19 protein-coding genes and 3 tRNA genes are annotated in these 26,141 nt (G+C 44.1%); 6 read left to right on the top strand and 16 right to left on the bottom strand.

Translation table 11 applies throughout. The features are described 5' to 3' along the window. Window positions 1–41: 41 nt before the first annotated feature. Window positions 42–602, bottom strand: coding sequence for a DUF2058 domain-containing protein (locus tag PN836_RS02445; protein ID WP_395343072.1), 561 nt, complete (start codon window positions 600–602; stop codon window positions 42–44). Between the two features lies 1 nt (window position 603). After that, a complete protein-coding gene (topA, locus tag PN836_RS02440; protein ID WP_395343070.1) occupies window positions 604–3,270 on the bottom strand; it encodes a type I DNA topoisomerase in 2,667 nt (888 codons plus the stop codon). Between the two features lie 287 nt (window positions 3,271–3,557). On the opposite strand from topA, the gene astB reads away from it, so the two are divergent. Next, window positions 3,558–4,937 (top strand): N-succinylarginine dihydrolase, encoded by a 1,380-nt coding sequence (gene astB, locus PN836_RS02435; RefSeq protein ID WP_395343068.1) that lies wholly within the window; start codon window positions 3,558–3,560, stop codon window positions 4,935–4,937. 63 nt (window positions 4,938–5,000) lie between these two features. Here the strand turns inward: astB and PN836_RS02430 are convergent, their stop codons facing one another. Continuing rightward, on the bottom strand, window positions 5,001–7,196 hold the full coding sequence (locus tag PN836_RS02430; RefSeq protein ID WP_395343067.1) for an Ig-like domain-containing protein: 2,196 nt from the start codon (window positions 7,194–7,196) through the stop codon (window positions 5,001–5,003). Between the two features lie 156 nt (window positions 7,197–7,352). Between PN836_RS02430 and PN836_RS02425 the strand changes: the two genes are divergently transcribed. After that, a complete protein-coding gene (locus tag PN836_RS02425; protein WP_395343065.1) occupies window positions 7,353–8,705 on the top strand; it encodes a dicarboxylate/amino acid:cation symporter in 1,353 nt (450 codons plus the stop codon). Between the two features lie 24 nt (window positions 8,706–8,729). Here PN836_RS02425 and PN836_RS02420 read toward each other — a convergent pair whose 3' ends face one another. From PN836_RS02420 to dnaQ, 7 genes are all read right to left on the bottom strand, one after another. Then, the gene (locus PN836_RS02420) at window positions 8,730–9,974 is read right to left on the bottom strand and encodes an FtsX-like permease family protein (RefSeq protein WP_395343062.1); all 1,245 of its coding nucleotides are present in this window, start codon (window positions 9,972–9,974) and stop codon (window positions 8,730–8,732) included. Continuing rightward, a complete protein-coding gene (gene lolD / locus PN836_RS02415; protein WP_395343060.1) occupies window positions 9,971–10,651 on the bottom strand; it encodes a lipoprotein-releasing ABC transporter ATP-binding protein LolD in 681 nt (226 codons plus the stop codon). Before lolD ends, PN836_RS02420 begins: the two co-directional genes overlap by 4 nt. Before the next feature lie 101 nt (window positions 10,652–10,752). Then, window positions 10,753–10,829 (bottom strand) — tRNA-Asp (locus tag PN836_RS02410). Window positions 10,830–10,849: 20 nt separating this feature from the next. After that, window positions 10,850–10,926, bottom strand: a tRNA-Asp gene (locus PN836_RS02405). Window positions 10,927–10,981: 55 nt separating this feature from the next. Then, window positions 10,982–11,058, bottom strand: a tRNA-Asp gene (locus PN836_RS02400). Between the two features lie 132 nt (window positions 11,059–11,190). Next, window positions 11,191–12,738 (bottom strand): choice-of-anchor X domain-containing protein, encoded by a 1,548-nt coding sequence (locus PN836_RS02395; protein WP_395343057.1) that lies wholly within the window; start codon window positions 12,736–12,738, stop codon window positions 11,191–11,193. After that, on the bottom strand, window positions 12,698–13,402 hold the full coding sequence (gene dnaQ / locus PN836_RS02390; RefSeq protein WP_395343055.1) for a DNA polymerase III subunit epsilon: 705 nt from the start codon (window positions 13,400–13,402) through the stop codon (window positions 12,698–12,700). Before dnaQ ends, PN836_RS02395 begins: the two co-directional genes overlap by 41 nt. A gap of 274 nt (window positions 13,403–13,676) precedes the next feature. On the opposite strand from dnaQ, the gene rnhA reads away from it, so the two are divergent. Beyond that, entirely contained in the window at window positions 13,677–14,141 is a 465-nt protein-coding gene (rnhA, locus tag PN836_RS02385) for a ribonuclease HI (protein ID WP_395343052.1), read from the top strand. Between the two features lie 27 nt (window positions 14,142–14,168). Then, entirely contained in the window at window positions 14,169–15,362 is a 1,194-nt protein-coding gene (locus PN836_RS02380; RefSeq protein WP_395343050.1) for a class I SAM-dependent rRNA methyltransferase, read from the top strand. Window positions 15,363–15,375: 13 nt separating this feature from the next. Here the strand turns inward: PN836_RS02380 and PN836_RS02375 are convergent, their stop codons facing one another. The 6 genes from PN836_RS02375 to PN836_RS02350 form a co-directional block, all read right to left on the bottom strand. Then, window positions 15,376–16,044 (bottom strand): hypothetical protein, encoded by a 669-nt coding sequence (locus PN836_RS02375; RefSeq protein WP_395343048.1) that lies wholly within the window; start codon window positions 16,042–16,044, stop codon window positions 15,376–15,378. Window positions 16,045–16,209: 165 nt separating this feature from the next. Then, window positions 16,210–16,494, bottom strand: a complete 285-nt coding sequence (locus PN836_RS02370; protein WP_395343047.1) for a hypothetical protein — start codon at window positions 16,492–16,494, stop codon at window positions 16,210–16,212. A gap of 130 nt (window positions 16,495–16,624) precedes the next feature. Next, entirely contained in the window at window positions 16,625–16,927 is a 303-nt protein-coding gene (locus PN836_RS02365) for a PilZ domain-containing protein (protein WP_395343045.1), read from the bottom strand. A 129-nt stretch (window positions 16,928–17,056) separates the two neighbouring features. Beyond that, window positions 17,057–20,992 carry an ATP-dependent RNA helicase HrpA gene (gene hrpA / locus PN836_RS02360; RefSeq protein ID WP_395343043.1) on the bottom strand — a complete coding sequence of 1,312 codons (3,936 nt, stop codon included), beginning with the start codon at window positions 20,990–20,992 and terminating at the stop codon, window positions 17,057–17,059. An 80-nt stretch (window positions 20,993–21,072) separates the two neighbouring features. Beyond that, window positions 21,073–22,158, bottom strand: a complete 1,086-nt coding sequence (locus PN836_RS02355; protein WP_395343041.1) for an isoaspartyl peptidase/L-asparaginase family protein — start codon at window positions 22,156–22,158, stop codon at window positions 21,073–21,075. A gap of 155 nt (window positions 22,159–22,313) precedes the next feature. Next, window positions 22,314–22,583, bottom strand: a complete 270-nt coding sequence (locus PN836_RS02350) for a hypothetical protein (protein ID WP_395343039.1) — start codon at window positions 22,581–22,583, stop codon at window positions 22,314–22,316. A 349-nt stretch (window positions 22,584–22,932) separates the two neighbouring features. On the opposite strand from PN836_RS02350, the gene sbcB reads away from it, so the two are divergent. Together sbcB and PN836_RS02340 are read left to right on the top strand one after the other, a co-directional pair. Continuing rightward, window positions 22,933–24,354: an exodeoxyribonuclease I gene (sbcB, locus tag PN836_RS02345; protein WP_395343038.1), complete on the top strand. Its 1,422-nt coding sequence runs from the start codon at window positions 22,933–22,935 to the stop codon at window positions 24,352–24,354. 68 nt (window positions 24,355–24,422) lie between these two features. Beyond that, window positions 24,423–26,075: a DUF342 domain-containing protein gene (locus PN836_RS02340; protein ID WP_395343036.1), complete on the top strand. Its 1,653-nt coding sequence runs from the start codon at window positions 24,423–24,425 to the stop codon at window positions 26,073–26,075. The last annotated feature ends 66 nt before the right edge of the window (window positions 26,076–26,141 follow it).

Here is a 26,141-nt window from a genome sequence, read left to right as displayed (position 1 = left end):
GCATTAAATCACTAAATTCACTTTATTTACCAGCTCTTTATTTACCAGCTTAGATCGTCCGGTATTTCATAATCCGCATACCAATCTTCGTTGTCATCAGCATTAGCGCGATTTTCTTGTGCTGTATCGGCAACGTAAATTACCGCTTCAGGCATACGACTCTGAATTTTATCTGCAACAGGCAGCGGCACTAACTCGTATTCATTTTCAAGATACGAGACAATCGCTAACCTTGCTTGTGTCACGTCTTTATGCGTTTTTTCGTTCACATATAGACGTTTTACCAGATTTGCATCAGTGAAGTTTAGTACAATATCGCCGTTATTCTTGGGCTGTGCATTGACTTTAATTAAGTTGACCACTTGCGCTCTAATTTCTCGCTGTAAAGCTTCTTCACGCTGCTTCGCCGCAATTGCACGATCTTTTTCTTGTTTAAGTTTGCGTGCATTTTCCGCAGCTAGCTTCGCTTCATCAACAATCTGCACCTTTTTATTTTTTTGCTTGGCCTTAACTTGCTTATGACGCTCTTTCTTCGCTTTTTGCGCCTGTTTTTTGTCTGCCAAGCCCGACTTTAGCAACTGATCCTGTAATGAACCGCTCATGTTATTTCTTCTTTGCTTTTCGTTTTGCAGGTTTGGCTGCTTTGCGCTTGTCATCAGCAAGCCATTTGCCATCTTGATACCAAGCAGACCAGCCTGTGGCCTTTTTGTTCTCATCTTCGCTCATAATGTACTGCTGTTTGGTCTTTCTGCTGTAGCGAACAATGGTTGGTTTTCCGTCAGGGTCGGCAGCTGGCGCATCTGCTAAATAGTAAAACTTAGGAGAAATCCTGTCTTTGAATCGGGCAAGTTCCGCGACTAAAGGTGCCCGCGTTTCGCGCGAACGAGGAAAGGTTGATGCCGCTAAAAAAATGCCAGAAGCACCATCTCTAAGCACAAAATGCGCGTCCGAATTTTCACATTCCAATTCGGGTAAAAACACGGGGTCTTCTTTAGGTGGCGCTGGCTCACCGTTGCGCAATAGTTTACGTGTATTCTTGCATTCTTCATTTGTGCAGCCAAAGTACTTACCAAATCGCCCGTTCTTTAGCTCCATGTCACTTTGGCACTTATCACATTCAATGATTGGACCATCGTAACCTTTTAGTTTGAAGGTACCGGATTCAATTTCATAGCCTGGACAGCTTGGTGTATTGCCGCATACATGCAGTTTGCGCTGCTCATCCACTAAGTAGCTGTCCATAGCGGTTTCACATATTGGACAACGGCGTTTTGCACGAAGCGCTTCAGTTTCAAGCTCCTCTTCGTCCGACACTTTAACCACTTCATCGCCAGGCGTAAGATTCATTGTTTGAGTGCAACGTTCTTTTGGTGGCAAGTTATAACCTGAACATCCTAAAAAGACGCCCGTGCTTGCTGTTCGCACATTCATATGGCGAGAGCACTTGGTGCACTCGATATCCACGGGAACCGCTTGGTTAGGCTGCATTCCACCTTTTTCGGTGGGCATTTCTGCTTTTTCAAGTTGCTCAGAAAACTCCCCATAGAAACTATCTAACACACGTTTCCATTCCAACTCGCCATGGGCAATGTCGTCAAGGCGCTGCTCCATATTGGCAGTAAAATCATAGCTGATTAAATCAGAGAAATTATCAACTAATCTATCGTTTACAATTTCGCCCATTTTTTCGGCGTAAAACCGCTTATTTTCGAGCCGTACATAGCCTCTATCTTGAATGGTCGAGATAATGTTTGCATAGGTAGACGGGCGACCAACGCCGCGCTTCTCAAGTTCTTTGACCAAGGATGCTTCGTTAAAGCGCGCAATCGGCTTTGTGAAATGCTGTTTAGGTTCGAGCTGTTTCAAGGCTAACACATCGCCTTGCTGTACATTTGGTAGCACGCCGTCGTTATCATCTTTTCGCTTTACCTGATTAAGCACGCTTGTCCAACCGTCAAACACTAGCACCCTGCCCTTAACGCTAAGTTCATAATCACCTGCTGAGACTTTGACGGTAGTTGCGTCATACTTAGCATTGGTCATTTGACACGCAACAAATTGGCGCCAAATCAACTCATACAGGCGCTGCGCGTCTCTTTCCATCTCAGAGAGGGATTGTGCCTTTATTTTCACATTTGAAGGCCTGATAGCCTCGTGCGCTTCTTGCGCTCCATCTTTGCTGCCATAGCGCAAGGGATTCGCTGGCAAATACTTGTCACCAAATTCTGCTTGAATATACTGACGACAATTTTCTACCGCCTCTGAACTCAAATTAGTTGAGTCGGTTCTCATGTAAGTAATGTGGCCAGCCTCGTAAAGTCGCTGTGCCATCGTCATCGTCTTTTTTACCCCAAAACCTAAACGAGTGCTCGCCGCTTGCTGCAGTGTCGAGGTAATAAATGGCGCTGATGGCTTGCTTTGCGTAGGCTTTGATTCACGACTGACGACTTTATATAATGCGTCTTTAAGCTTGATCAACGCGTCATCGGTTTGTGCCTTGTTGATGGGTTTGAAGGTTTTGCCTTCATGTTTTTGCACCAGCATGCGCATGTTCTCTGACTTGTTAGTCGACAAGTCAGCATGCACGTCCCAGAACTCTTCAGGCACAAAGGCTTTAATTTCGCGCTCACGTTCCACCACCAAACGCACTGCGACTGATTGCACTCTTCCAGCAGATAAGCCACGCGCGACTTTTTTCCATAACAATGGAGAGAGCATAAAACCAACAATGCGGTCTAAAAAGCGGCGAGCCTGTTGCGCATTCACTCGCGCAATATTTACGTCCGAAGGCTTTGAAAAAGCTTCTTTAATTGCAGATTGCGTGATTTCGTTAAATACAACGCGCTGAAAATGCTTGTCTTTCCCTTTTAACAATTCCTGCAAATGCCATGCAATCGCCTCACCTTCTCTATCCAAATCCGTTGCCAGATAAATCGTATCAGCTTCTTTGGCGAGTTTTTTCAATTCGCTAACGACTTTTTCCTTGCCTTGCAAGATTTGGTAGTGAGCTTCCCAGTCTTGGTTGGGGTCCACGCCCATACGATCAACGAGTTTGTTGTACTCGTATTCTTTTAAGTATTTCTCTTTTCGGCTGTCAGACCATTCCTTTAGCTCTTTTGCTGGCTTTTTAGGAGCAATTTTACCCAGAGCTTTAGTGGGTAGGTCTCGAACATGACCTACACTCGATTTCACAATGAAATCTTTGCCTAAATATTTATTTATTGTTTTTGCTTTTGCCGGTGATTCGACAATAACCAGTGATTTACCCATTAAATAAGAAAACCTTATATTTTAAAGACGCTTAGGTCGGTTCGCATTCTATTATTTAAAGACTGCGGGGCTCATTTCTTTTTTAACATATATCTACAAAGTGAATAGAAAACAAGTTGTAATAACTATTTATCTTATCAGCACCTAGTGAAGTCTATGTTTTTATTATGGTTTTCTATTAAATACCATTGGCAAACATAAAATAGGCCGTATAATCGCAGCATATTTCATGTTCTTATACCTTTAATAAAGGCATATGTTTCACTATTAAATCGGGAGCTTACAGCATGGCGCAGGATAATAGCAATCAGTCAAATTTCACCCTAAGCTCTGCAATAGAGGCGAATTTTGATGGATTAGTTGGCCCAACACATAATTATGCGGGGCTTTCGTTCGGAAATGTTGCATCTAAATCAAATGCGAAAGCGGTAAGCAACCCCAAGCAGGCAGCCCTTCAAGGCCTTGAAAAGATGAAGGCTCTATCCGATATGGGAATGATGCAGGGCATTATTGCACCTCAAGAGCGTCCTGACGTATACGCATTACGACGCATAGGTTTCAGCGGAAGTGACAGTAAGGTCATGCAAGACGCTTATAAACAAGCGCCACACATTTTCTTGGCCTGCTGCAGTGCATCAAGCATGTGGACCGCAAATGCAGCGACTGTGTCGGCAAGCGCCGATACCTCGGATAGCCGTGTGCATTTCACACCGGCAAATTTAACCAATAAGTTCCATCGAGCAATTGAGCCTGCGGTTACCGGCAATATATTGCGCGCCATGTTCGCTGACGAGTCTCATTTTGTCCATCATCAACACCTACCTGAAAACGATCACTTTGGCGATGAAGGTGCTGCCAACCATACCCGCTTTTGTGATGATTATGGTAGCCAAGGAGTCGAGTTTTTTGTGTATGGCAAATATGCGTTTAACGATAGCAAACCTGCCCCTAAACGATATCCAGCTCGTCAAACAATTGAAGCCAGTCAAGCAATTGCGCGCCTGCACGGACTTAATGCTGATAGAACGGTTTATGCTCAGCAAAATCCGGATGTCATTGACCAAGGCGTATTTCATAATGACGTGATAGCCGTAGGAAACAAAAACGTCCTTTTTTATCATCAACAAGCCTTTTTAAATACACCGTCAGTGCAAGAGGATATTTTGCGGGCGTATTCTGACAAGCCTTTCCATTTTATTGAAGTGCCAACGGCAAAAGTCAGTGTGAACGATGCGGTTAAATCATATTTATTTAACACCCAGTTGATTAATTTACCAAATGGTGAAATGGTCATCATAGCGCCTTTAGAATGCAAACATACACCCAGTGTTAAGGCGTACTTAGATTGGCTGACTTCAGAAGATACACCGATAAAAGCCGTTCATTATTTCGACGTGAAGCAAAGCATGCAAAATGGAGGCGGGCCAGCTTGCCTTAGACTACGAGTGGCGCTCAACGCTAAGGAGCAAACTGCGGTCAATCCAAATGTGTTAATGACTGACACTAAATATGCTGATTTACGTAATTGGGTAAATAAACATTACCGTGATTCGCTTCATGCAGATGACCTAGTGGATCCGCAACTGCTCGATGAATCAAGAACGGCGCTCGATGAGCTTACGCAGTTGTTAAATTTAGGCTCTGTCTATCCCTTTCAGAAAAAATAAACTGGTTTTACTCGGTATAAAAAAAGCACCGAATGCGGTGCTTTTTTGCATCAATCCAAACAGCTATAAAGTGTCATTGCAGTTTGCTGAGAAACCAAATGGATTAGCGGGAGGTGGCACAGCCTCATCCGTTAAATCTTCAGCCGATGCCCCAATTCTGTATGCCTGAAGCTCTGACGATTCGCTACCCGCTGATTGACCGTTAACTTCAAGCTCAGTCGTTACCCAAGGCGCAAATTGGCGAGCGTAACGCAACTCTATGGTTGCCTGACCATTGTTATCGGTGCGAGTGATGCCATCTTTGAAATTCACAAGCGCTACGTTACCCGGTGTCAATTGTCCATCGTTATTGAAGTCTTCGCCTGCATCAAGACGACCGTTTCCATTTGCATCCTCATTTTGGCAAACCACCGTTGTTTCAGGAATCCATACACTAGCGTCAGGATTCCATACCCAAAAGCCTTTTCTATAAGCAGGACCTGTTGGCGGTGTTGATGTGGCTGTTAATGCAGCATCCTGAATCGGTCTACCAGCAGCATCAGTAACAAACACGGCAAACTCTTTAAGATATGACGCCGGATCGGGCGACGAAATTCGATTGCCTGTTCCGATGGATATATCAAATGCACGGTCACCGACTGTCAGGCTGGTTAAAGCAGTTACACCATCACTCTCAGCTTCGATGGTTACGCCATCTTGTGAGCTGACCGCGCTAGAGCTGTATACGGTTGAAGCAATACCGTTGCTGTCGGTTAAGGCCGTATTCGGTGAAATGCTGCCACCTGTAGAATCTGCAAACAAGCGGAAGTTAACCATTTTGCCTTTCACCAGATTGCCATCGGCATCACGAACAAGCGCTGTAATGGTAGCTGTTTGACCTTCAGGCCCGATAACATCTGGGGTTGCGTCAACAAAAATACTATCTACCGTAGATGCAATAAATTCAACGGTAGCACGTGCAGTTACTTCTGCACCGCTTGAATCATTGCCTATCGCTGATATTGACGCGGGACCGGCAAATGCTGAACGAATGCTTACCGTCGCAAAACCGTTTGCATCTGTAGCAACCGTATTTACCGCAGAATCACCATCTACGCTGATGTCACCACGCGACGTGGTTACTGTGACCATGCCGTTTACCAATGGCGCTCCGTTTCTAAACCATCGCAGGGTCAGTGGATGGTCAGTATTAAGTGACAGCCCATCTGTTAAAAGCGCACTAAAACTAAAGTCATCTTGCTGCACATTAATTGCAAATTGCGAGCTTGCGTTAAGTGCCGAAGCGGTGATCGTAGCTAGTCCCGACTCTGTCGCAACATAATCCACACTGACCTGCCCATTGCTGTTTGTAACAGGTGATTGCTCCGATAAGCTACCTCTATCGCTGTTCACTGAAATAGCTTGACCTGCAATGCCGTTTCCGTCCGAATCTGATAGTACAAAAGTAAGTGGGGCAGAATCATTTAAAATGACTGAAGATGCACCGTTTATATTGACCTCAGTTCCAACTACATTGATTGATATGTCTTGTGATAGCGCGCCCGAGCGCGCAGTGATATTAATTGTTCTATTTTCCGGGTTGTTTTGCGTACTTAACAAAGCTCGTGCCGTGCCGTCTTCACCAGATTCGGCATTCACGATGGTAAGTGAAGCGTTTTGATCCGCAGAAAAGGTAATTGGAATGCCGCTCAACAGTATATTTTGTTCGCTTTTGACGACTGCAATTAACTCAATATCATCAGAGCCACTTGAGGCAAGCTGGGTAGAATTTGCGAAAAGCTCTAAGGAGAATGGACCTTGTTGAACAGCCCCTGAAGAGCTAAATCCGGCAGATACAGCTGATTGTCCAGCTATTACCGCTGATACAACACCGCTTCCTGACAAGTCACTTACGAAAAGGTCTATGCTAGCCACGCCATTTGCGTCAGTCAGCGCCGTACCGGTGTCATTGCTAAAATTCGCAAGCAAAGGCTCGTCAAGCGAATAGGTCACAAGCTCACCTTCAACTGGCGCACCATCGCTGGTAACGGTTACCGACGCAGTAAGTGGCGCTGCATCAGCTAAATCACTCGATACTGCACCTGTCGCATCCGTTAGGGCGATGGATAGCGCAATTACCGGTGCTGGAGGTGTATTTGGTGGCGTTGGTGTATTTGGGTCGTTAGTATCGTCCCTAGATAGAGAACCACCACCGCCCCCACAAGCTGCGATTAGCCACGTGAGCGTGATTAGCCAAAAAATGCGTGATACCTGTTTCATGTTGCTACCTTGTCTATTTAATTGTTGACAGCGCTAGTTATGGCAAAGCCAAAATCTTTGATTAAAACCTTCCAATAAAAATCGGTTTTGCTTTGTTGTTTAACTTGCTAGTCTTTGACCTCTTGAGCACATAATCACAATAAAAAAGGTTCTTACATGCCAGCTGACGATCAAAAAATGCATTTAACTCTAAAAATTGTTATCGGCATGGTAGCCGGAATCGTTATAGGCGCATTGCTGCAATTCGTGTTTGATGATAGCGGAGACCGCATTATCAGTGTGTTTGGAATTGCATTTTCTACGTATAGTTTTTTTGTCGATGGTATATTTAACATCGGTGGCACTATATTTATTAACAGCTTAAAAATGCTGGTTGTGCCCTTAGTATTTGTATCTTTAGTGTGCGGCGTCAGTAGTTTGTCAGATCCGAGCAAACTAGGGCGCCTCGGCGGCAAATCAGTTGGCTTATACATACTCACCACCTGCCTTGCAGTCACTTTTGCACTTATCGCCGCCTTGATCGTCAAACCAGGTGACGGCTTCGTCATTGCAACAGAAGCAAAATTCGCGCCAAACCAAGCACCAGGACTTGCGCAAGTTGTGATTGACATGTTCCCTTCAAATCCAATTAACGCGATGGCTGAAGGCAACATGCTTCAGATTATTGTGTTTGCAGTGCTTTTTGGCATTGCGATGTCCAGATGTGGTGAAACCGGTCTAAAGGTTCAAAAAGCCTTTGAAATGGTGAATGAAATCATCATGAAGATAGTATTGATCATCATGAATCTTGCGCCCTATGGTGTATTCTTTTTGATGGCAAAACTTGCCGCAACGACAGACCTTGCCGCTTTTGGAAGTATCATTACTTACTTTATGCTTGTGTTTATTTTGCTTATTGCGCATGCCTTGATTACTTATCCAACCCTTTTGTCACTATTAGCAAGACTCAATCCTTTGACTTTACTCATTAAAATGAAAGACACGGCTATTTTTGCTTTTAGCTCCTCCAGCAGCAGCGCAACCTTGCCTATTACAATGGCCACTGCTCAGCGCAAACTTGGCGTTGATAGGAGCGTTGCGTCATTTACCATTCCCCTAGGCGCCACCATTAACATGGACGGCACGGCGATAATGCAGGGAGTGGCTACTGTGTTTATCGCACAAGTTTACGGTGTTGATTTATCTACCACTGATTTATTGATGGTCGTGCTGACAGCGACCTTGGCATCAATTGGCACCGCGGGTGTACCGGGCGTTGGCCTCATCATGCTGGCAATGGTGCTGCAACAAGTTAATCTGCCTGTTGAAGGCATTGCCTTAATCATTGGTATTGACCGCTTATTGGATATGACGCGCACGGTAGTGAATGTTACCGGCGACTGCACGATAGCGACGATAGTTGCAAAATCAGAGGGCGTGCTTGATGAGGATGTTTATAATACAGACCCATTTTCAGATGAAATGATTGAAGCAAGCAAACAAGGCAGTCAAAAGATCAACACACCCTAACAGCGATATAGGGCTGATTTGATGTTAGTGCAGATATCTAGCGGGCAAGATTTGTGCGGCTTTGCTAGCAGGATAGAGCGTCGCTAAAACACTGATAATGATGGCAATAACGAAGGTTATCGCAACATCATTTATGCTGAGTAAGGAAGGAATACTGCTGGTGAAATAAATTCCCGCATCAAGTATTTCAATGCCAAACAATGCCTCTATACCGTTAATAATACTGGGCAGATAAGCACCAAGAATGCAGCCTAACAAGCTGCCAACGCTTGCGCCTTGGACACCACTGTATAGCCCTTTTGAGATAAATATTTGCTTGATTTGAGCATCTGTGGCGCCCATGGTTTTTAAAATAGCAATTTCCTTGCTCTTCTCTTTAACAGACATCACAAGCGACGACACAATGTTAAAACTTGCTACCGCAATTACTAAAATTAGGACGATGTATACAACACTTCGCACCAGCTTTATATCTTGATACAGATGACCATGCGTGCGCGTCCAATCTGACATATAGACGGCTTGGTCAAACTCCCATCCATACTGCCTGATGACGGTGTGAGCATCAAAAGGATCAATCATGCCCAACTCATAGTGTGTGTAACCCTGATCAAGCGATAGAAGACTGGCTAATACCTGCGGGCTCGTTATACCAATAAAATTGTCTATCTCACCACCTAGGTTGAGCTCCCCCACCACCGTTAACCATTTAACAATGGAAGTCTGAAAGCTTATGTCTTCCGTTACTTTCGGTAGCAATACTTGCACGCTGTCTCCGACCTCGAGCGATAGGCTTTGCATCACGCCTCGCCCGAGTAAAATGCCATCGCTTTTGTCGCTTGTAGTGTTTAAAAGTGCGTAATCAAAGTGCTGACTAAACTTCGAGTCATAATATTTTGTGTCTGCACCAATCAGTTCAACTGCCTTTATCTCACTGCCCTTTTGTAACAAGCCAGACGCTTTGTTTAATGCAAACACATGCTCAACTCTGGGGTCTTGTTCTATCTCAGTGAAGAATGCCGGACGCGCTTGGATGCCATCAGCAGAGGCTGAAATGAGTTCTGCATGAGGAATGACTTTAAGTAAGTTATCTTTTAATGCTTGTTCAAAGCCATTCATCACAGATAGGAGCAGTATTAATGCTGCACAACCTAAACCTATGCCAAAGGTAGAAGACTTTGATACAAACGAAATGTAGCCATCTTGCTGTTTTGAGGACCTAAAGCGACTAGCGACAAAACGAATAAAACTAAACCCAAATATTGTCATTGGGTTTCCAGTTGACCGTTTTGAAGAGCCAACGTGCGGTCGAGTTTCTTTGCTAGCTGCTGATCATGCGTCACAATTACAAAAGCCGTTTGTTGCTGTTGATTGATATCTCTAATTAGCTCGAATATTTGCTCCGAGGTCGAACTATCCAAATTGCCCGTGGGCTCATCAGCCATAATGATATCTGGCTCATTTACAAGCGCTCGCGCAATTGCTACGCGCTGTCGTTCACCGCCAGATAACTGTGAAGGTTTATGTGTCATTCGATCAGCCAAACCTACGCGTTCCAAAAGCTGAGATGCCCTGTTGAAGGCTTTTGTTTTATTTGTATTTGATATGAGAAGCGGCATTGCTACATTTTCTTGCGCACTGAACTCTGGCAGTAAATGATGAAACTGATACACAAAACCAAGGTGAGTATTTCGAAATGCGGCTTGTTTTTTGGCGCTTAATTGATTCAAACACGTATCGTTGAAATATACGCTTCCTGAGTCTGGGCTATCTAAGGTACCTAAAATGTGCAAGAGCGTGCTTTTACCCGATCCTGAACTGCCCAGTATTGCCAAGGTTTCTTGCTGCTTAACTTCTATACTGACGTTTTGTAAAATGTCGATACTGGTGTTCGCGTCGCGATAGCTTTTTGATATGCCCTGACAGCGCAGAAGGGGTAAATCCATGTAAGTCCAAAAAGATTACTTCGTTGGGTAATAGTTTACACGCACATGCAAATAGTTCATAAGCAAATATGACGTAGAAATACATAAAGTTTTTCGATTAATGGCGGAGTGGACGGGACTCGAACCCGCGACCCCCGGCGTGACAGGCCGGTATTCTAACCAACTGAACTACCACTCCAACGGTAGGTTTAAGATGAATGGCGGAGTGGACGGGACTCGAACCCGCGACCCCCGGCGTGACAGGCCGGTATTCTAACCAACTGAACTACCACTCCGCATATCATACTTAGTGCACGTAGATGAATGAAACGATAAGGTCTCTTTTAAAAATGGCGGAGTGGACGGGACTCGAACCCGCGACCCCCGGCGTGACAGGCCGGTATTCTAACCAACTGAACTACCACTCCACATTTGAAAAATGCCTTGCTCATGCTCAAGTGCGGCGCAGATAATACGGTGCAGGCATTCGATAGTCAACTGCTTTTTACTCACTTAACCACATGCGCTCAATTAACCGACAAGATGCAGCGATTTTGGATTTATGCTTGCGGTGCTGCGCCTTTATCTTCGGTTTTTTTTGCAAACATCTTCTTGTAGAAACTCAGGCTTTTTATTTTGTTTATGCACTTGCGTGTTATATGGCTGTCTGGTCGTTTACGTCTATCGGCTAATAAAAATATGACAAAGGCGCCACAAACAAGTAATACAACATTAATACTTACGGCAATGGTGATCAGTCGTTGTTTTTCCTCTTCTGCTTTGAGTGCCGCAATTCTTTCCTGCTCCTTTCTTATCGCTTCATGATCGACGATTACCGGTTCTGGCGCAACAATGGGGGCCTTGGTTACGAAGGTGTATTCTGGAACCTTGAGTACCACCTCTCGACCAGATCTTGTTGTCGCAAAGGCTTCGATTTGAATTCGGTATGTTCCATAGCCTGCGTTAACGATATTGATAACTCTCTTATAGTCACCTTTTTCTGTGATACTAAAATGTTCTAACTCTCCTTCGGGAGAACGAATAGTGCCGCTTAGCACTAAAGAAGATGGATAAATATGATCATCATTTACATCAAAGCTAAGGCTATGAAAACCTACATTTGAAGGGGCATTATCACTTGAGCCATCCAAATCTTTCATCTTAAGCGTTTCATTGGCCGGGGGCGTTTTATCCTCTTGTCGCGATGAAGGTTTTGATTCTGATTCGTCTTCTGTATGCGTGATGCTGATTGGATTGGGAAGCAACACAATATTGTCGCTTTGCTGTTCTCTGCTAAAAAGCGGCGTACGCACCGAGTAAATGGCTTGCCACTCTCCATTGGCAATATCTAAATCAAACTCTCCCGTGAACACGCCATCACCGGGCGATTCATCGAGGTCTTGTCCGTCATCTAAAAAGCGAGCCACGTTTTTTGTACCAAGCCCAAAGTTTTCAAACTCTGTATTGTTAGTGCTTATAAAATCTACAGAAAGCGACACAATGTCTCTGATTTCTTTGAAGTTAACTTCATTACCCGCATTTTGAAGAACCGCAGATAGCTTAATAGTTTCACCAGAGAATACGGGGCTTGGAATCGGATCTGCCTTGAGTGTAAGATTGGCGATGACGAGTATTTGACTGTTGGGTAACACTTCACCCAATGCTTGCCATGGACCTGGCATTGGTTCAACTAGTTCTATCATGTCGTAGGTGTCAGACTCGTACCAATGATAGCTGTCATCGCGTGGATCATTATCTAAAAAGAGCTTTGTGCCGTCTGGCCTCACTAGCACTACGGGTTTTGCGCCAAACTCCCGAAAAAACACCATAATGACTTTTTCTATGCCATCATCGATGCGAAAGCGATTGCTCAACAGTTCAATACTATTTTGGTATTGTGTGCCTACGGGGCGTATTTTCTCTAGAACTGAACGCGCATCTTCATGTTGGCCGTCAGAGAGCTCCTCATTGTTTTTCGCACTGTGAGCTTTGTGGCCAAGACTCAGTAAAATGATAACGCATGCACAAACAGCCCAGAATAGTCTGAGCGCTTTTAGTGGAGAACTTTTACGACGATTTACGCCAGATTGGAGCTGATTTTTTTTCAATGCCGTCTAAATATGATTCGTGCTTTGCTAGTTCATCGGCATCTGCGTAAATAATCTTTAAATTTGCTTGCTTTTTTATGCGCACAATGGCGGTTTCGCCATCTTCATTTTCACTTTCATCGCCATGCGCCAATTTCAGAGCGCTCTGACCACCCGTCATAAGCAGATAAACGTCTGCAAGTATTTCACTATCTAACAAAGCGCCGTGGAAGGTTCGATGTCCGTTATCAACATGATAGGCTTTACACAAAGCGTCGAGGTTATTCTTTTTGCCCGGTCGCATTTTTCGAGCAAGCTCTAGGGTATCAAGCACCGTACAAATATCGTTAGTTATGGGCAGGTTTCTGCCCGCAAGGCGAAACTCATGGTCCATAAAACCTACATCAAAAGGTGCATTGTGAATCACAAGTTGAGCGCCAGTTATATAATCGATAAAGCCCTGAGCAATGTCGATAAATTTTGGCTTATCCGCAAGAAACTCGTTTGTAATGCCGTGCACGTCAATGGCTTCCTGCTCTACCTCGCGCTGAGGATTAATGTAAACATGGTAGTTATTACCCGTCAGTTTACGATCAACCATCTCAACGCAACCAATCTCAATAATACGATGTCCATCCAGCGGATTAATTCCCGTTGTTTCTGTGTCTAATACAACTTGGCGCATATCTATCCTTATTTACGAGCTGTTATTCGTTCCAGGAGGTTTCAAACTGCGCAGTATTAGAGAAGGCGTACGGCTATGATTTGAAAGCCGCCGTAGAGCCATCCATGGGCGCTCAGCGAAATCATCCATGATTTCGATGCTTTCAAATCATAGCCGTACGCCTTCTCTAATACTGCGCAGTTTGAAACCTCTGTAAATTTTTACATATTACATGTCAATATTCGCAAGTCATCAGTATACTTCGCCCCAGCGTAATTTGTCATCATGGCATTAAATGAAAAAAGTCAATTTGTATACAGATGGTTCATGTTTAGGCAATCCTGGTCCAGGCGGCTATGGCGCCCTGCTGATATTTGGCAAGCATAAAAAAGAGTTGTCACAGGGCTTTAAGCACACCACAAATAATCGTATGGAATTACTTGCGCCAATTGAAGCGCTAAATGCATTGAGCGAGCCATGTGAAGTTGAGCTCTACACTGATAGTCAGTATGTTAAAAACGGTATCCAGCAGTGGATAAAAGGCTGGAAACGAAATAATTGGCGTACCAGTGCAAAAAAACCGGTAAAAAATGTCGACCTTTGGAAGCTGCTTGATAAGGCCTGTGAAAGGCACAAGATCAACTGGCATTGGGTAAAAGGTCATTCTGGTCACCCTGAAAATGAGCGAGTTGATGATCTTGCGCGCGAGGCGGCGCAGTCAGATAAGCTTTTGGATGATCATGGTTTTGAAGTCTTGTAAATTTAATTTAAGGGATAGCCATCGTCTATGAATGTCACAGTCGTGCTTAAAGTTGGGCGTGAAAAGTCACTATTGCGACGTCACCCTTGGGTATTTGAAGGAGCCATTGATAAAGTCATTGGAAAGGCCAGAACCGGCACTACGGTAGATATTGTTGATAACGCTGGAAAATGGCTAGCGAAAGGCGCCTACTCTCCCGAGTCTCAAATACGTGTTCGCACTTGGACTTTTGACCAAAGCGAGGCAATTGACGATGCATTTTTTAAGAGACGCATCAGCAAAGCTTTACAAACTAAAGCGCAGTGGTTCGAGCACGCCAATACTAACGCATGGCGATTGGTAGCAGCCGAGTCTGATGGCCTACCCGGCGTCACCATTGATAAATATGATGATGTCATTGTAATGCAGCTTTTAAGTGCAGGTCCCGAAAAACACAAAGCAAAAATTGTTAACGCGCTGAAGGGTTTGTTCCCTGAACATGTCATTCATGAAAGAAGCGATGTGGCCGTTCGAACCAAAGAAGGCTTAGAGCCAGTTGTAAATACACACACAGGTACACTTCCAGATAAGGTAATTATTGAAGAAAACGCAATTAAAATTGAGGTGGATTTGCTTGCCGGTCATAAAACCGGGTTTTACTTAGATCAGCGCGAGAATCGCAAAATTGCAGGGCAGTATTGCGCAAACAAACGTGTACTGAATTGCTTTAGCTATACTGGCACTTTCTCACTCTATGCACTGAAAGGCGACGCGAAGGAAATTGTGAATGTTGATGTGTCACAATCGGCTCTTGAAACCTCAAAACGTAATCATTTATTCAACTTTTCTGAAGCGCAGCTACGTGCAGTAAGTCATGTAAAGGCCGATGTATTTGAGCTGTTAAGGGAATATAGGGATAGTGGCAAGCGCTTCGATGTAATTGTGATGGACCCACCAAAATTCGTGGAAAACAAACGCCACCTCGACCGAGCGGCAAGAGGCTATAAAGATATTAATCGCTTAGCGTGTGAGCTTTTAAACGAAGGCGGCATGTTAATCACCTTCAGCTGCTCTGGCCTTGTTTCTCAAGATTTGTTTAATAAAATCGTGGCCGATGCAGCATTAGATGCAAGCACCGAACTGGGCTATCTGCGAAAACTTGAGCAAGATGGCGACCATATAGTCGCCAGCAGTTTTCCTGAGGGTGCTTACCTTAAGGGTTTAGTCTGCGTAAAACGCTGAGTACGATTTTACGCTAAGCTTTTCGTCCCAGAGGCGATAAAGCCATAAGCAAGATGCCGAAATATACAAAATATATCGGTTCTGTGACAAAGCTCACATTATTGCTGGCTTGCCTGAAGTTATCTAATGTCGTTTCTTCGCTGCCTATACCGCTAGCTTCTCTAGTCTCTGCCCATGTAATACGCGAAATATCGACGTTTGATGTCAGGCCCACAAAAATCGCCTCACCTAAAGGGTTGCCGAAAAGCTCAATGACCTGCGAACTTGAATCGGCAAAGAGCACGCTCAATAACCCTGGACTGTCTGCTGGCGCTGTGGAGTCTGCACCATCAGACTCAAAGCTCCCAATGTCCAGCGCAAAGGCATTGATGCCAGATGCTAATTCAATATCATACACAAGGTCTCGACCGGAGCGCCCTAAAGCAAACATGGAAGTATTACCATCAGCGCTTTGAAATGCGGTTAGCTCATCACCATTACTGGTGACTGATGTGCCGCCCAGCACATCAAGGCCTGATAAATCGGTGCCACTAGCAAATGATTCAAAATCTTGCACAGATATAGGGGTACTTACCGCAGACTCAAAATCACTAAGTGTTTCGTGTACAGTCAATAAAGCCGCACTGACTGATGTTGATTGAAAGCTTAATACAAAAAGACAGATACAAAAACGTAATTTCATCTTATTCATCCCTAGAAATGTGGGAATTCTCTTTAAGCAGTGGATGGAAGATTATCGCTTTTATCTTTCGAAAAACTTGACGCCCATCAAAAAATGAAGGATTACAGAGGATGTATCCGATGGCCGGATATAACCGTAAAGTCGACACGCCAACACAGCACTGGCTTAATCCCGAACTCGGCAAATGCGAACAACTACGCCGTCTTCTGTGAAGACCTGAATAGTTCTCCCTTTTTTGTAAAAATCGAAGCGAAGCCCAAGCGCCCCACCAAAAATAGTTTCAACTTTTGTTTCTCTGTCGGGTTTGCTCTCAATAACAGAGCGCTCTGAGTCACCCACCTTGATTAAAGCGTTGCCGAATCGTTCAGATTTAAAACAGTCAGGGCTTGCAATTGCTTGAGCACTAAAAAGATATGCGGTAATTGAAACGAATAATATTATTTTAAACATGTGCATTAACCCATTAACATCAGCTTGTTATTTCCGATGCTAAATATAAAAAAAGCGCTGACATAGCGCTTGTACAGAAATTCAAAGAGATGCTGTTTGCAAACCTGACAAGGTAGACTCGAGGAAACCGCTATTTCATCTCACTAATCTCAACGCCCACTAAGCAAGCGTTGTCATCTGCTTCATCGCATCGAACGACTTTGGCTTTCGCCTCCAAAGATGGAATTTGATCGTTGTTTGAATCAATAGTGATATCAAGCAAGGTACCTAGTTCTATTCCGCCCTGCTCTATTTCTAATGACATACCGGTAGCGCTGATGTCTCGACAAACGGCTGCGAAGGGTGTGGCTGAAGGATTATCTAGCAAAGAAACTTCGCAAGGGGAATTTACCATCATTCGATAGAAATTCCGTTTATCGTCATAGCCCAACATAATAATACCTCGTCATTCAAAAATGTTGAGCACACTTTATAGGGAGTTGCGCCAAATTAGTCAACCGTTAATTAAGACTTATTTGAAGCGCGTTTATCTATATCGGCACTTATGTCTGCGGCTTTGAACCTAGCTTAGCTCATCAATCCTGTTAATAATGCGCTTAAGCGAAATTGGGTACTTTGTTCCTAGTTGCTGCGCGAACAGTGACACTTTAAACTCCTCAATCATCCAATGAACATCGTTTATGTCAGACAAATCAAGGTGACGTTTTTGATAATCAGCTTTTAGTACCTCATATGCAGACTGAGCTTTATCAAGCTCTATCTGATTTAGTCTGTCTCGATTCGGATCGACCTTAAGTTTTTCAGCACGATTCACGAGCGCTTTCAGATATCGGTTCCAATCATTCAGTCGAGCCTCGCCAAGCTCGAATACAAATCCTTTAAACACCAGATGATTCAAATTCGCTTGCAAGTACTTGACGTTATTGATGAGATTCAGAGGAATATTACCCTTAGTGTGCTTAGTAATTTGATTTGCCATCGCCAAACCGCTCTCAACTTGCTTTGCTATTTCAAGGGCTTTGTCGTTAATATTTGCACGGACTAAGTCGCACATTGAATCAAATTCCTCCTTCGTGCGCACTTCTTCAGGTTTACCTACCTCACTCACAAGAGCATCTATAGCCGCAATAATGATGTCATCAATTAAAGGCTTGATTTGCCCGAATGGATTAAAATATAGGCTTAGCTTAGCCTTGTTAGGCAGTTTCTCTTGCAGGAACTTCACGGGCGACGGCACGTTAAGCTTGATAAGTTCATACAGTGCGCGTCGATGTTGCCTTCGAGCCTCATTAGGATCGTCAAGTAAGGCAACCCTAATGTTACCGCTTTGCGCATTATCTTTAATATCCAGTGCTAAGCTCGGAAAAGCCTTAACTTCATACCCTGCCTGCTTTTGCGTAAATTGGGCTGGCAAGTCGCCAAAATCCCAGCGCGTCACGTTTTCTTTTTCGAGCGCAGGCGTTGCCACTTTTTCAATGGATTGCTTAAGTTCATCTTTTAAAGATGCTTTTAGTTTATCTAGGTCTTTACCATGAGCTATTTGTTTGCGGGCAGCGTCTTCAATGACAAAGTTCATCTGCAGATGAGAGGGCAAACTTGCCGAATCAAAATCCTCTGCGCTCACCTGTGTACCCGACATTTTAAAAAGCTTTTTCGCAAGCGCGCTAGTAATCGCAACAGGCCTATCGTCTATGGCAGGCCTCATAATATGAGTATCCGCTAGGGCAGCACTGGCATAATCAGGTGCAGGCACAAAATTGCGTCTTAAACGTTTGGGTAAACTCTTGATTAAACTGCTCACTAATTCATGGCGAAGTCCAGGAACTAACCAGTCAAAATCCACTGCTTTGACTTGATTCAGTAAGGCGACAGGAATATGCAAAGCTACACCATCAAGGCTTTGATTAGGCTCAAAGTGATAACTTAAAGGTAAATGAAGATTCCCTTGATGCCAGGTATCCGGATAATCACCTTTTGAGATGCCACTTGGATCGCGTTTCAGCAAATCTTCATAGTTAAACTTAAGTAAGTCGTTCGAGGATGTCTTTGTATCTTTATGTTGTGAATTGTTTGAATTTAGGGCTGAGGAAAACCACTTTTTAAAGGCGGCCTCATTGTTAACGCCAGCGGGAATATGCGCTTCGTAAAACGCGCACAAGCTCTCCTCATCTACCAGAATATCTCTTCGGCGAGCCTTTTTCTCAAGCAGTTCGACTTCATTGATTTGTGTTTGATTGTATTTTAAAAACGCGTAATTCAACTTGGTTTGCCCTTGCACCAGCGCTTCTCTAATAAATAGCTCTCGACTGATGACGGGGTCAATACTGCTATAGTTTACCAATCGCCGACTGACAATAGGCAAGCCATAAAGCGTGACAGTTTGATAGGCCATCGCGCTGCCGCGTTTTTTGCTCCAATGGGGCTCGGCATAACTCGACTTTGAAACATGCTTAGATAATGCTTCTAACCACACCGAATCGATTCTTGCCACCTGTCTGGCAAACAATCGAGAGGTCTCCACTAATTCGGCTGCCATTAGCCACTTAGGCTGTGTTTTGGCGACGTTTGAACCGGGGAATATCATAAACTGTGAATTGCGGCTTCCCAGATAAAAACGATCTTTATCTTTAGTACCAAGCTGCGAGAGTAAACCCGCAGCTAACGCGGTATGAATGGCTTCATAATCTGCAGGGCTTGAGTTTAATCGTAAGTCTATTGACACCAGAGTCTGTTTAATTTGACTCACAATATCTTGCCATTCACGCATACGCTGATAATGGATAAAATGCTGTTTACACCACTTTCTTAACTGGTTGTTGGTCAAATTTTTCTGCTGCGTTTTAAAGGCATCCCATAAATTCAATATGCTGGTGAAATCTGACTGTTTGTCGGCAAATTGCTTATGCGCTTCGTCGGCTTGCTGTTGTTTGTCGCTAGGGCGTTCTCGCGGGTCTTGCACAGATAAGCCTGCTGCGATAATGAGCACTTCAAATACTGCATCAAGCTCTCCCGCTTTTAGAATCATGCGAGCGTAGCGCGGATCCAATGGAAGAGGCGCCATTGAACGCCCTATTTTAGTTAGGCGTAACCGCCCTCCTTCACGTTTTACAGCTTCTAACTCTTCTAACAGCTTTACGCCATCGTTGATGTTCTTGTCATCAGGTGCTTGAACGAATGGGAAGCGATTGATCTCTCCCAATCCCAAAGCTAACATTTGAATAATGACGCTGGATAAATGAGTACGAACAATTTCAGGGTCTGTGAATTCAGGACGACTGAGATAGTCCTGTTCGCTGTACAAACGAATACAAATCCCGTCTGACACTCTGCCGCATCGCCCTGCGCGTTGATTGGCAGATGCTTGGGATATCGCTTCAATTGGCAGACGCTGGACCTTACTGCGGTGGGAATAACGCGAAATTCTTGCCACACCGGTATCAATAACATACTTGATACCCGGCACAGTAAGTGAGGTCTCTGCTACATTGGTGGATAGGACGATGCGCCGTCCTTTGTGCGAAGAAAAAATTCGGTTTTGTTCCGATGCAGACAAGCGTGCATACAGAGGCACAATTTCAGTGTTTCGGTACTGGCGCTTTAAAAGCGTATCTTGTGCGTCTCGTATATCTCGCTCACCGCTTAAGAAAATTAAAATGTCTCCGCTGGGCTCGTGCATCAGCTCGTCGACCGCCTCAATCATTAATTGCGCACTGTCGTTATCGCTGTCGCTAGCAGGATCTTTGTATCGAATTTCCACCGGATAAGTACGACCGCTCACTTCAATAATCGGTGCATTGTTAAAATGTGTCGAGAAGCGCTGGGGATCTATTGTAGCGGAGGTAATAATAAGCTTAAGATCAGGGCGTTTTGGTAAAAGTTGCTTTAAATATCCAAGCAGAAAGTCAATATTTAAGCTGCGCTCGTGAGCTTCATCAATAATAATGGTGTCGTACTGATTTAAATATCGGTCCTGTTGAATCTCAGCTAGCAATATTCCGTCAGTCATCAGCTTTATTAAGCTGGTATCACCTACTTTATCGCTGAACCGCACCTTAAAACCAACGCATTGTCCTATTTCAGAATCAAGCTCTTGCGCAATCCGAGATGCAACGCTTCTGGCAGCCAAACGCCTTGGTTGCGTATGCCCAATATACCCTCCAATTCCTCTGCCAAGCTCTAAGCACATCTTTGGGATTTGAGTCGTTTTACCTGAACCGGTTTCTCCGGCAATGATAACGACCTGATGCGCTTCAATAAGTGCTTTTATGTCCTCTTTTTTTTCTGCAACAGGCAGGTCAGGATATTCGATTTTTGGCATTGCATTGGCGCGATTTTCCGCTGCTTGCTGAGATCGCTGAATGTCTTTCATAAGCGTCTCTAAAACTTGCTGCGCGGCTTTATTGCAGTCAACGCGACTGATGTCGCGGAATTTGCGACGAAAGCGAAAAGTATCTTTGTATAAGCAGCGCGACAGCGCTTTATCTATATCTAATGACATTGCATGTTAGGAGTCGCAACCAGAGCCTGATGCTCTTTACTCTCCTACTTATGGTTATGGGTTCGGTTTAGGTCTAATGATTACTCTTTGTAAATCAAAACAGTTTTGTTTCCTTGTGTATCAATGCTTCCACGATACATTCCTTCGGTGTTAAATGGCATCGCTATGTTACCTTTTGCATCAATGGCAATCACGCCACCATCACCACCGGCATTTTTCAACACCTGATTAATCACCGTGTCGGCTGCTTCTTTTAAGCTAAGCCCTTGATACTTCATGCGGGCGCATATGTCTGCCGCAACGTTGTATCGAATAAAGTACTCGCCATGCCCAGTTGCACTTACAGCACAAGACGCATTATCAGCATACGTACCCGCACCAATGATGGGTGAATCACCCACTCTTCCATAGCGCTTTGCCGTCATACCGCCGGTAGAGGTGCCAGCTGAGATATTGCCATTAGCATCAAGCACCACCACACCGACCGTGCCAAATTTGTAGTCATCTTGGGTGTTTGTCGCATAAAGGTCTGATGTTACGGGCGTTTCCAAGCCTTCATTTGCGTTTGCACTCTCTTCACTTTCTTTTATACGCTGCTTAGCGCGTTTCAAAGATTCATAGCGCCTCGGCGTATTGAAAATGCCATTGTCTACTCGGGTGAGACCGTTTTGCTGAGAAAAGCGCTGGGCGCCCTCACCTGAAAGCATCACGTGAACCGATTTTTCCATTACCAATCGGGCTGCTTTAATTGGGTTTTTGACGTTGGTTAGGCTTGAAACCGCGCCAGCCTCAAGTGTATCGCCTCGCATAATAGAAGCATCCAATTCATGTGTACCATCAAAGGTGTACACAGCACCAACACCTGCGTTGAAAAGCGGTGAATCTTCCAAATAAATGATGGCGGCCTCAATAGCGTCTAATCCATCGTCGCCGTTTTTGAGTTTTTCATACCCAAGCTCCAGCGCTTTATCGATAGCTTTTCGATACGCCTCTTCTTGTTCATCAGACAATTGTGCGCGCGTGATTGTGCCTGCCCCGCCATGAATTGCGATAGCAACAGAGCCGCTTGAAGCGTGCTCGTGGGCATCGCTTTGACTGGTGCTGATGAATGCAAGCAGCGCGATAAGGAATGCAGTGTATAAACTGTTTTTTAAACTCAAATTCATGTGGGCTTCCTGAGCGTTTAGCGCCCCAGCAATAGCGTTAAGCCAATTTTAACGAGGCCTATCGTTTATAGCTGAACGCGAAACGCGGATATATTTTGCCCAATACAATATTCGTAATTGACGCCGATGTCTAATCTCTTACGTGTGAATCAGCCTTAACGGCGTGACGCAATCGCCTGCCACTTACTTAATTCTAAATGCGGTGCAGAAGATGAAAGCACATGCTTTTTAAAGGAATCGAAATTGCTAAATTCAAAATCAGCAGCATTTGAAAGCTCGTTAAAAACCAAACGAAGCTTTCGCATTGAAAAGAATGGCACTACGTTGGCATATTGATGCCCAAAAGCATTGACCACCGGTGACGTTTGCGCACTATTGGAATATGCGCTGATTAATTCTGCTTCACCTAAATTTGATTCTCTCACAAGCTCTCTCCTTTGCTTTTTGTGATGCCAACGAATAATAGAATATCCATAAAGTGGCGCTTAGGTTTAGTCTATAAGGTTATTAAAAACGAAATTTTAATAAGATTTTGAATGTTGATTTTTTGCAAGACACGGGTGCTATGCCCGTGCAATTCGTGTCAATAAATTGACCTCAACGACAAAGTGTAAAACAGTATAAATGAGTGGTTTTTGGGCGCAAAACAGAATAATTTGTGAAAACAGATGCTTAAGCAAAGTGCTTCTAATACACTTGGTACAACGATAGTTGCTAACTATCTGTATATTATATTGATTACTGAATATTGATTACTTAGGAAGTCCGAAAAACATGAGCGCATCTATACTGTGGCACGATTACGAGACTTGGGGTGTGAGACCCGCTTATGATTTTCCCGTGCAGTTTGCCGCCATTAGAACCGATTTAGACTTAAACATTATTGAAAAGCCGCTCAACTACTTTTGTCAGATCCCAAACGACTATCTACCTCACCCTGGTGCATGCCTTGTAACGGGCATTACTCCTCAGCAGAGCCTACGCGATGGCTCAATTGAAGCGGAGTTTGCCAAGCAAATCTATCGCGAAATCTCGACACCAGAAACCTGTACAGCAGGCTACAACAGCATTAAGTTTGATGAGGAAGTGACTCGACATTTATTGTATCGAAATTTTTATCCTGTTTATGAACGCGAGTATTCTGATGGGAATTCAAGATGGGATATTATCGATCTGGTTCGTGCAGCATACGCACTTCGTCCCGAGGGAATCAACTGGCCATTATATGAAGACGACAGACCTTGTTTTAAGTTGGAAGAACTGAGCCGTGCAAATGATTTAGGTCACGATAAAGCACACGATGCACTGTCAGACGTATATGCCACCATAGCATTGGCGAAATTAATTAAACAAAAGCAGCCTAAACTCTATGAGTTTTACTGGCAGATGCGAAACAAGCATAAAGTCACTGAATGGGTAAACACTGAATCAAAACAGCCATTTTTAATGGTGTCCGGCTATATTCCAAGCTCGCAAGGATGCTGTGCCTGGTTAATGCCAGTATGTCAGCACCCAACAAACAGCAATGCGATTTTATGTATCAATTTAAGCAAAGACCCTTCTGCGATACTCGAGCATAGTGTAGAGGCATTACAAGACCCAGAGATAATTTCTCACCTTCGCGAGCACCGAGCTTTGCCAATCATGCAACTTGCGACTAATAAAGTACCCTTTGTTGCACCAGCAAAAATGCTGACACAGGCGTCTGCCGAGCGACTTGGTATTGACAGAGAACAGAGCCTACAAAATTATCATAGGCTCAAGCAGGCGCCTCAATTAGAAGAAAAATGTATCAACTTTTTTACAAATCAATATCCTCAAGACCGCGAGATGGATTTAGATGCACAGCTATACGCTAGAGATTTCCCTAGTCCTGCCGATAAAAAGCTGATGAACGAAATTCGAAGCGCGTCAGAACACTTCCTATATTCGGTGTATGAACGCTTAGAGCCGTCATTGTATCGCCAACAGCTATTTCGATATTTAGGCAGGAACTTTCCGACGGTTTTAGGTGAGTCAGACGTCCAGAAGTGGCAAAGGCATCGGCATGAACGTATTGTAAATGGCGCTAACGGCAGCTGTTTGAGCCTAAGTGAATTTCAACAACAAATTGAAACCTTGGCTATGCAATATTCGCAAGATAACAACAAGCTTAGTTTGCTAAAGCAACTTGAAGCCTATGCAAGCAGTCTTTAAAGTTATTGTGCGAATTACTCAAAGCGCCATTGAAATTACACACTTAACTGTGAGCAAACACATCAATTATGAGCGGCACAAGTTTTAAGACAGATATAGATTCAGATAATTTGATTGCTCTGGTGGACCCATTGTTATTTGAGGGTACTTGCGATGAAATGTTTTTTCACTCAGCGCTTGCTTCCAGCGAGTTTTCAGCCTGTGCATTGGATGTAACTGCGATAACTGAACTAGCAAGCGCTATTCAAGACGCAAAAGATGCCGGTGATATGTCCGTCATAGAAAAGCCTATTGGCACACTGCCCAGTAATGGGATTGTTGTAGAGCTGAGTGAAGATAACATGGAAGCCACGGTGCGCATCTTTCGAAGCGATGATGCAGCCTTACCCGATTTTGCGAGTGTCCTTAAAGCATTAACACGCAACGGCGTTACTCGCGGAATCAGCAAAAAGCGTATTCAAAACCTTATCAATAATGCCCAGGAAAGTGAAAAAGAGAATGAGTTTTCGGACGTAGTGGCAATTGGTTTGCCCTCTCGTAACGGCAAACCTTCGCGCGTTATTCCTTTAGTACCTAATGCATTAGACAGAATACTTCGTCCGCAAGTTACCGGCGACGAACAGGTTGATATGCGCAACCTGGGCGATATTCTATGTGTCCCGAGTAATCATCCCGTTGCAATGAGAGCAGAGCCAACTGAGGGCCGAGCTGGCTACACGGTGACGAATTTACCCTTGCCAGCCGAAAAAGGCGAGTGGAAAGAAATTAAATTAGGCGACAACACTAAATTCGACCCCGACGACGCAAATCTGATTGTTTCTGAGCTTTCAGGTCAACCGAAATTCATCAATGAGGTAATGAACATTGATGACACTTACGTGACGAAGGGAGTCAATGTTGGCACAGGTAATGTAAAGTATGAAGGTGCGGTTATTGTTAATGGCGATGTGACGGAAAATATGCAAATTATTGCCACAGGTGATATCACCATAAATGGTTTTGTTGAATCTGCCTACATCGAATCTGGCGGCGATATTATTGTCACCCAAGGCGCTACAGGTAAGATGAATGAAGAAGACTGCATATTTAAGGCACGTGGAAGCGTATTTGTACAACATGGACAAGGTTTAAATATTTCTACCGGCAAAGACATCAATGTGAAACGACAATTGGCGTATTCTCGCATACACTGCCAAGGCAACATCTATGTTGGCGATCCTGACAATCCTATGGGAAATCTATTCGCCAGCACAATCACCGCTTATGGCACCGTCAAGGCAGGCAGTATTGGCGCCATATCCGGTAGCGCGCTAGAGATAGATTTTTCTGAAGGCTTCAATGTGCTCAAAGGGCGACTTGAAGCCATTAACGACTTACTCGAGCAATTAGTATCAGTGAACGTCGACCACGAAATAGAATTTAGCAATATCAGCGCTCGCAAGATACCCACATCTCTCACAAAGAAGTTTAAACGCCTCGACGGCACGCTGACAAAGGAACGCGCTTTATTAACCTGGCTTCGCAAGCTGCATATGGATTTAGAACAGGCCTTAACTGACTATAAAAAAGATGCTCGAGTCATTGCCAACAAAGAGATGTTTCCAGGACTATCCGTTAAACTGAATAAACGCTTGTACAAAGCAAAAAAAGAGACCCTCAAATCGAGAGTGTTGCTGGTTAATGAAAACTGGGAATACCAGCCAATTATTGAAAGAAGATAAGGATATTGACTTAAGTAACTAAAATCCAATTAAAAAGCGGCTTCTAGAGCCGCTTACATCATGTCT

This window comes from Ningiella algicola (genome assembly GCF_028401415.2).
In the GTDB taxonomy this organism is placed as follows: domain Bacteria; phylum Pseudomonadota; class Gammaproteobacteria; order Enterobacterales; family Alteromonadaceae; genus Glaciecola.
The sequence above is the reverse complement of the archived record's forward strand: the minus strand, read 5'-3'. Positions and strand labels throughout refer to the sequence as shown.

What these genes read in the sequence shown, in the direction of transcription:
- PN836_RS02445 (WP_395343072.1), bottom strand. Translation starts at nt 602, where the DNA reads ATGAGCGGTTCATTACAGGATCAGTTGCTAAAGTCGGGCTTGGCAGAC.
- topA (WP_395343070.1), bottom strand. Translation starts at nt 3,270, where the DNA reads ATGGGTAAATCACTGGTTATTGTCGAATCACCGGCAAAAGCAAAAACA.
- astB (WP_395343068.1), top strand. Translation starts at nt 3,558, where the DNA reads ATGGCGCAGGATAATAGCAATCAGTCAAATTTCACCCTAAGCTCTGCA.
- PN836_RS02430 (WP_395343067.1), bottom strand. Translation starts at nt 7,196, where the DNA reads ATGAAACAGGTATCACGCATTTTTTGGCTAATCACGCTCACGTGGCTA.
- PN836_RS02425 (WP_395343065.1), top strand. Translation starts at nt 7,353, where the DNA reads ATGCCAGCTGACGATCAAAAAATGCATTTAACTCTAAAAATTGTTATC.
- PN836_RS02420 (WP_395343062.1), bottom strand. Translation starts at nt 9,974, where the DNA reads ATGACAATATTTGGGTTTAGTTTTATTCGTTTTGTCGCTAGTCGCTTT.
- lolD (WP_395343060.1), bottom strand. Translation starts at nt 10,651, where the DNA reads ATGGATTTACCCCTTCTGCGCTGTCAGGGCATATCAAAAAGCTATCGC.
- dnaQ (WP_395343055.1), bottom strand. Translation starts at nt 13,402, where the DNA reads ATGCGCCAAGTTGTATTAGACACAGAAACAACGGGAATTAATCCGCTG.
- rnhA (WP_395343052.1), top strand. Translation starts at nt 13,677, where the DNA reads ATGAAAAAAGTCAATTTGTATACAGATGGTTCATGTTTAGGCAATCCT.
- PN836_RS02380 (WP_395343050.1), top strand. Translation starts at nt 14,169, where the DNA reads ATGAATGTCACAGTCGTGCTTAAAGTTGGGCGTGAAAAGTCACTATTG.
- PN836_RS02375 (WP_395343048.1), bottom strand. Translation starts at nt 16,044, where the DNA reads ATGAAATTACGTTTTTGTATCTGTCTTTTTGTATTAAGCTTTCAATCA.
- PN836_RS02370 (WP_395343047.1), bottom strand. Translation starts at nt 16,494, where the DNA reads ATGTTTAAAATAATATTATTCGTTTCAATTACCGCATATCTTTTTAGT.
- PN836_RS02365 (WP_395343045.1), bottom strand. Translation starts at nt 16,927, where the DNA reads ATGTTGGGCTATGACGATAAACGGAATTTCTATCGAATGATGGTAAAT.
- hrpA (WP_395343043.1), bottom strand. Translation starts at nt 20,992, where the DNA reads ATGTCATTAGATATAGATAAAGCGCTGTCGCGCTGCTTATACAAAGAT.
- PN836_RS02355 (WP_395343041.1), bottom strand. Translation starts at nt 22,158, where the DNA reads ATGAATTTGAGTTTAAAAAACAGTTTATACACTGCATTCCTTATCGCG.
- sbcB (WP_395343038.1), top strand. Translation starts at nt 22,933, where the DNA reads ATGAGCGCATCTATACTGTGGCACGATTACGAGACTTGGGGTGTGAGA.
- PN836_RS02340 (WP_395343036.1), top strand. Translation starts at nt 24,423, where the DNA reads ATGAGCGGCACAAGTTTTAAGACAGATATAGATTCAGATAATTTGATT.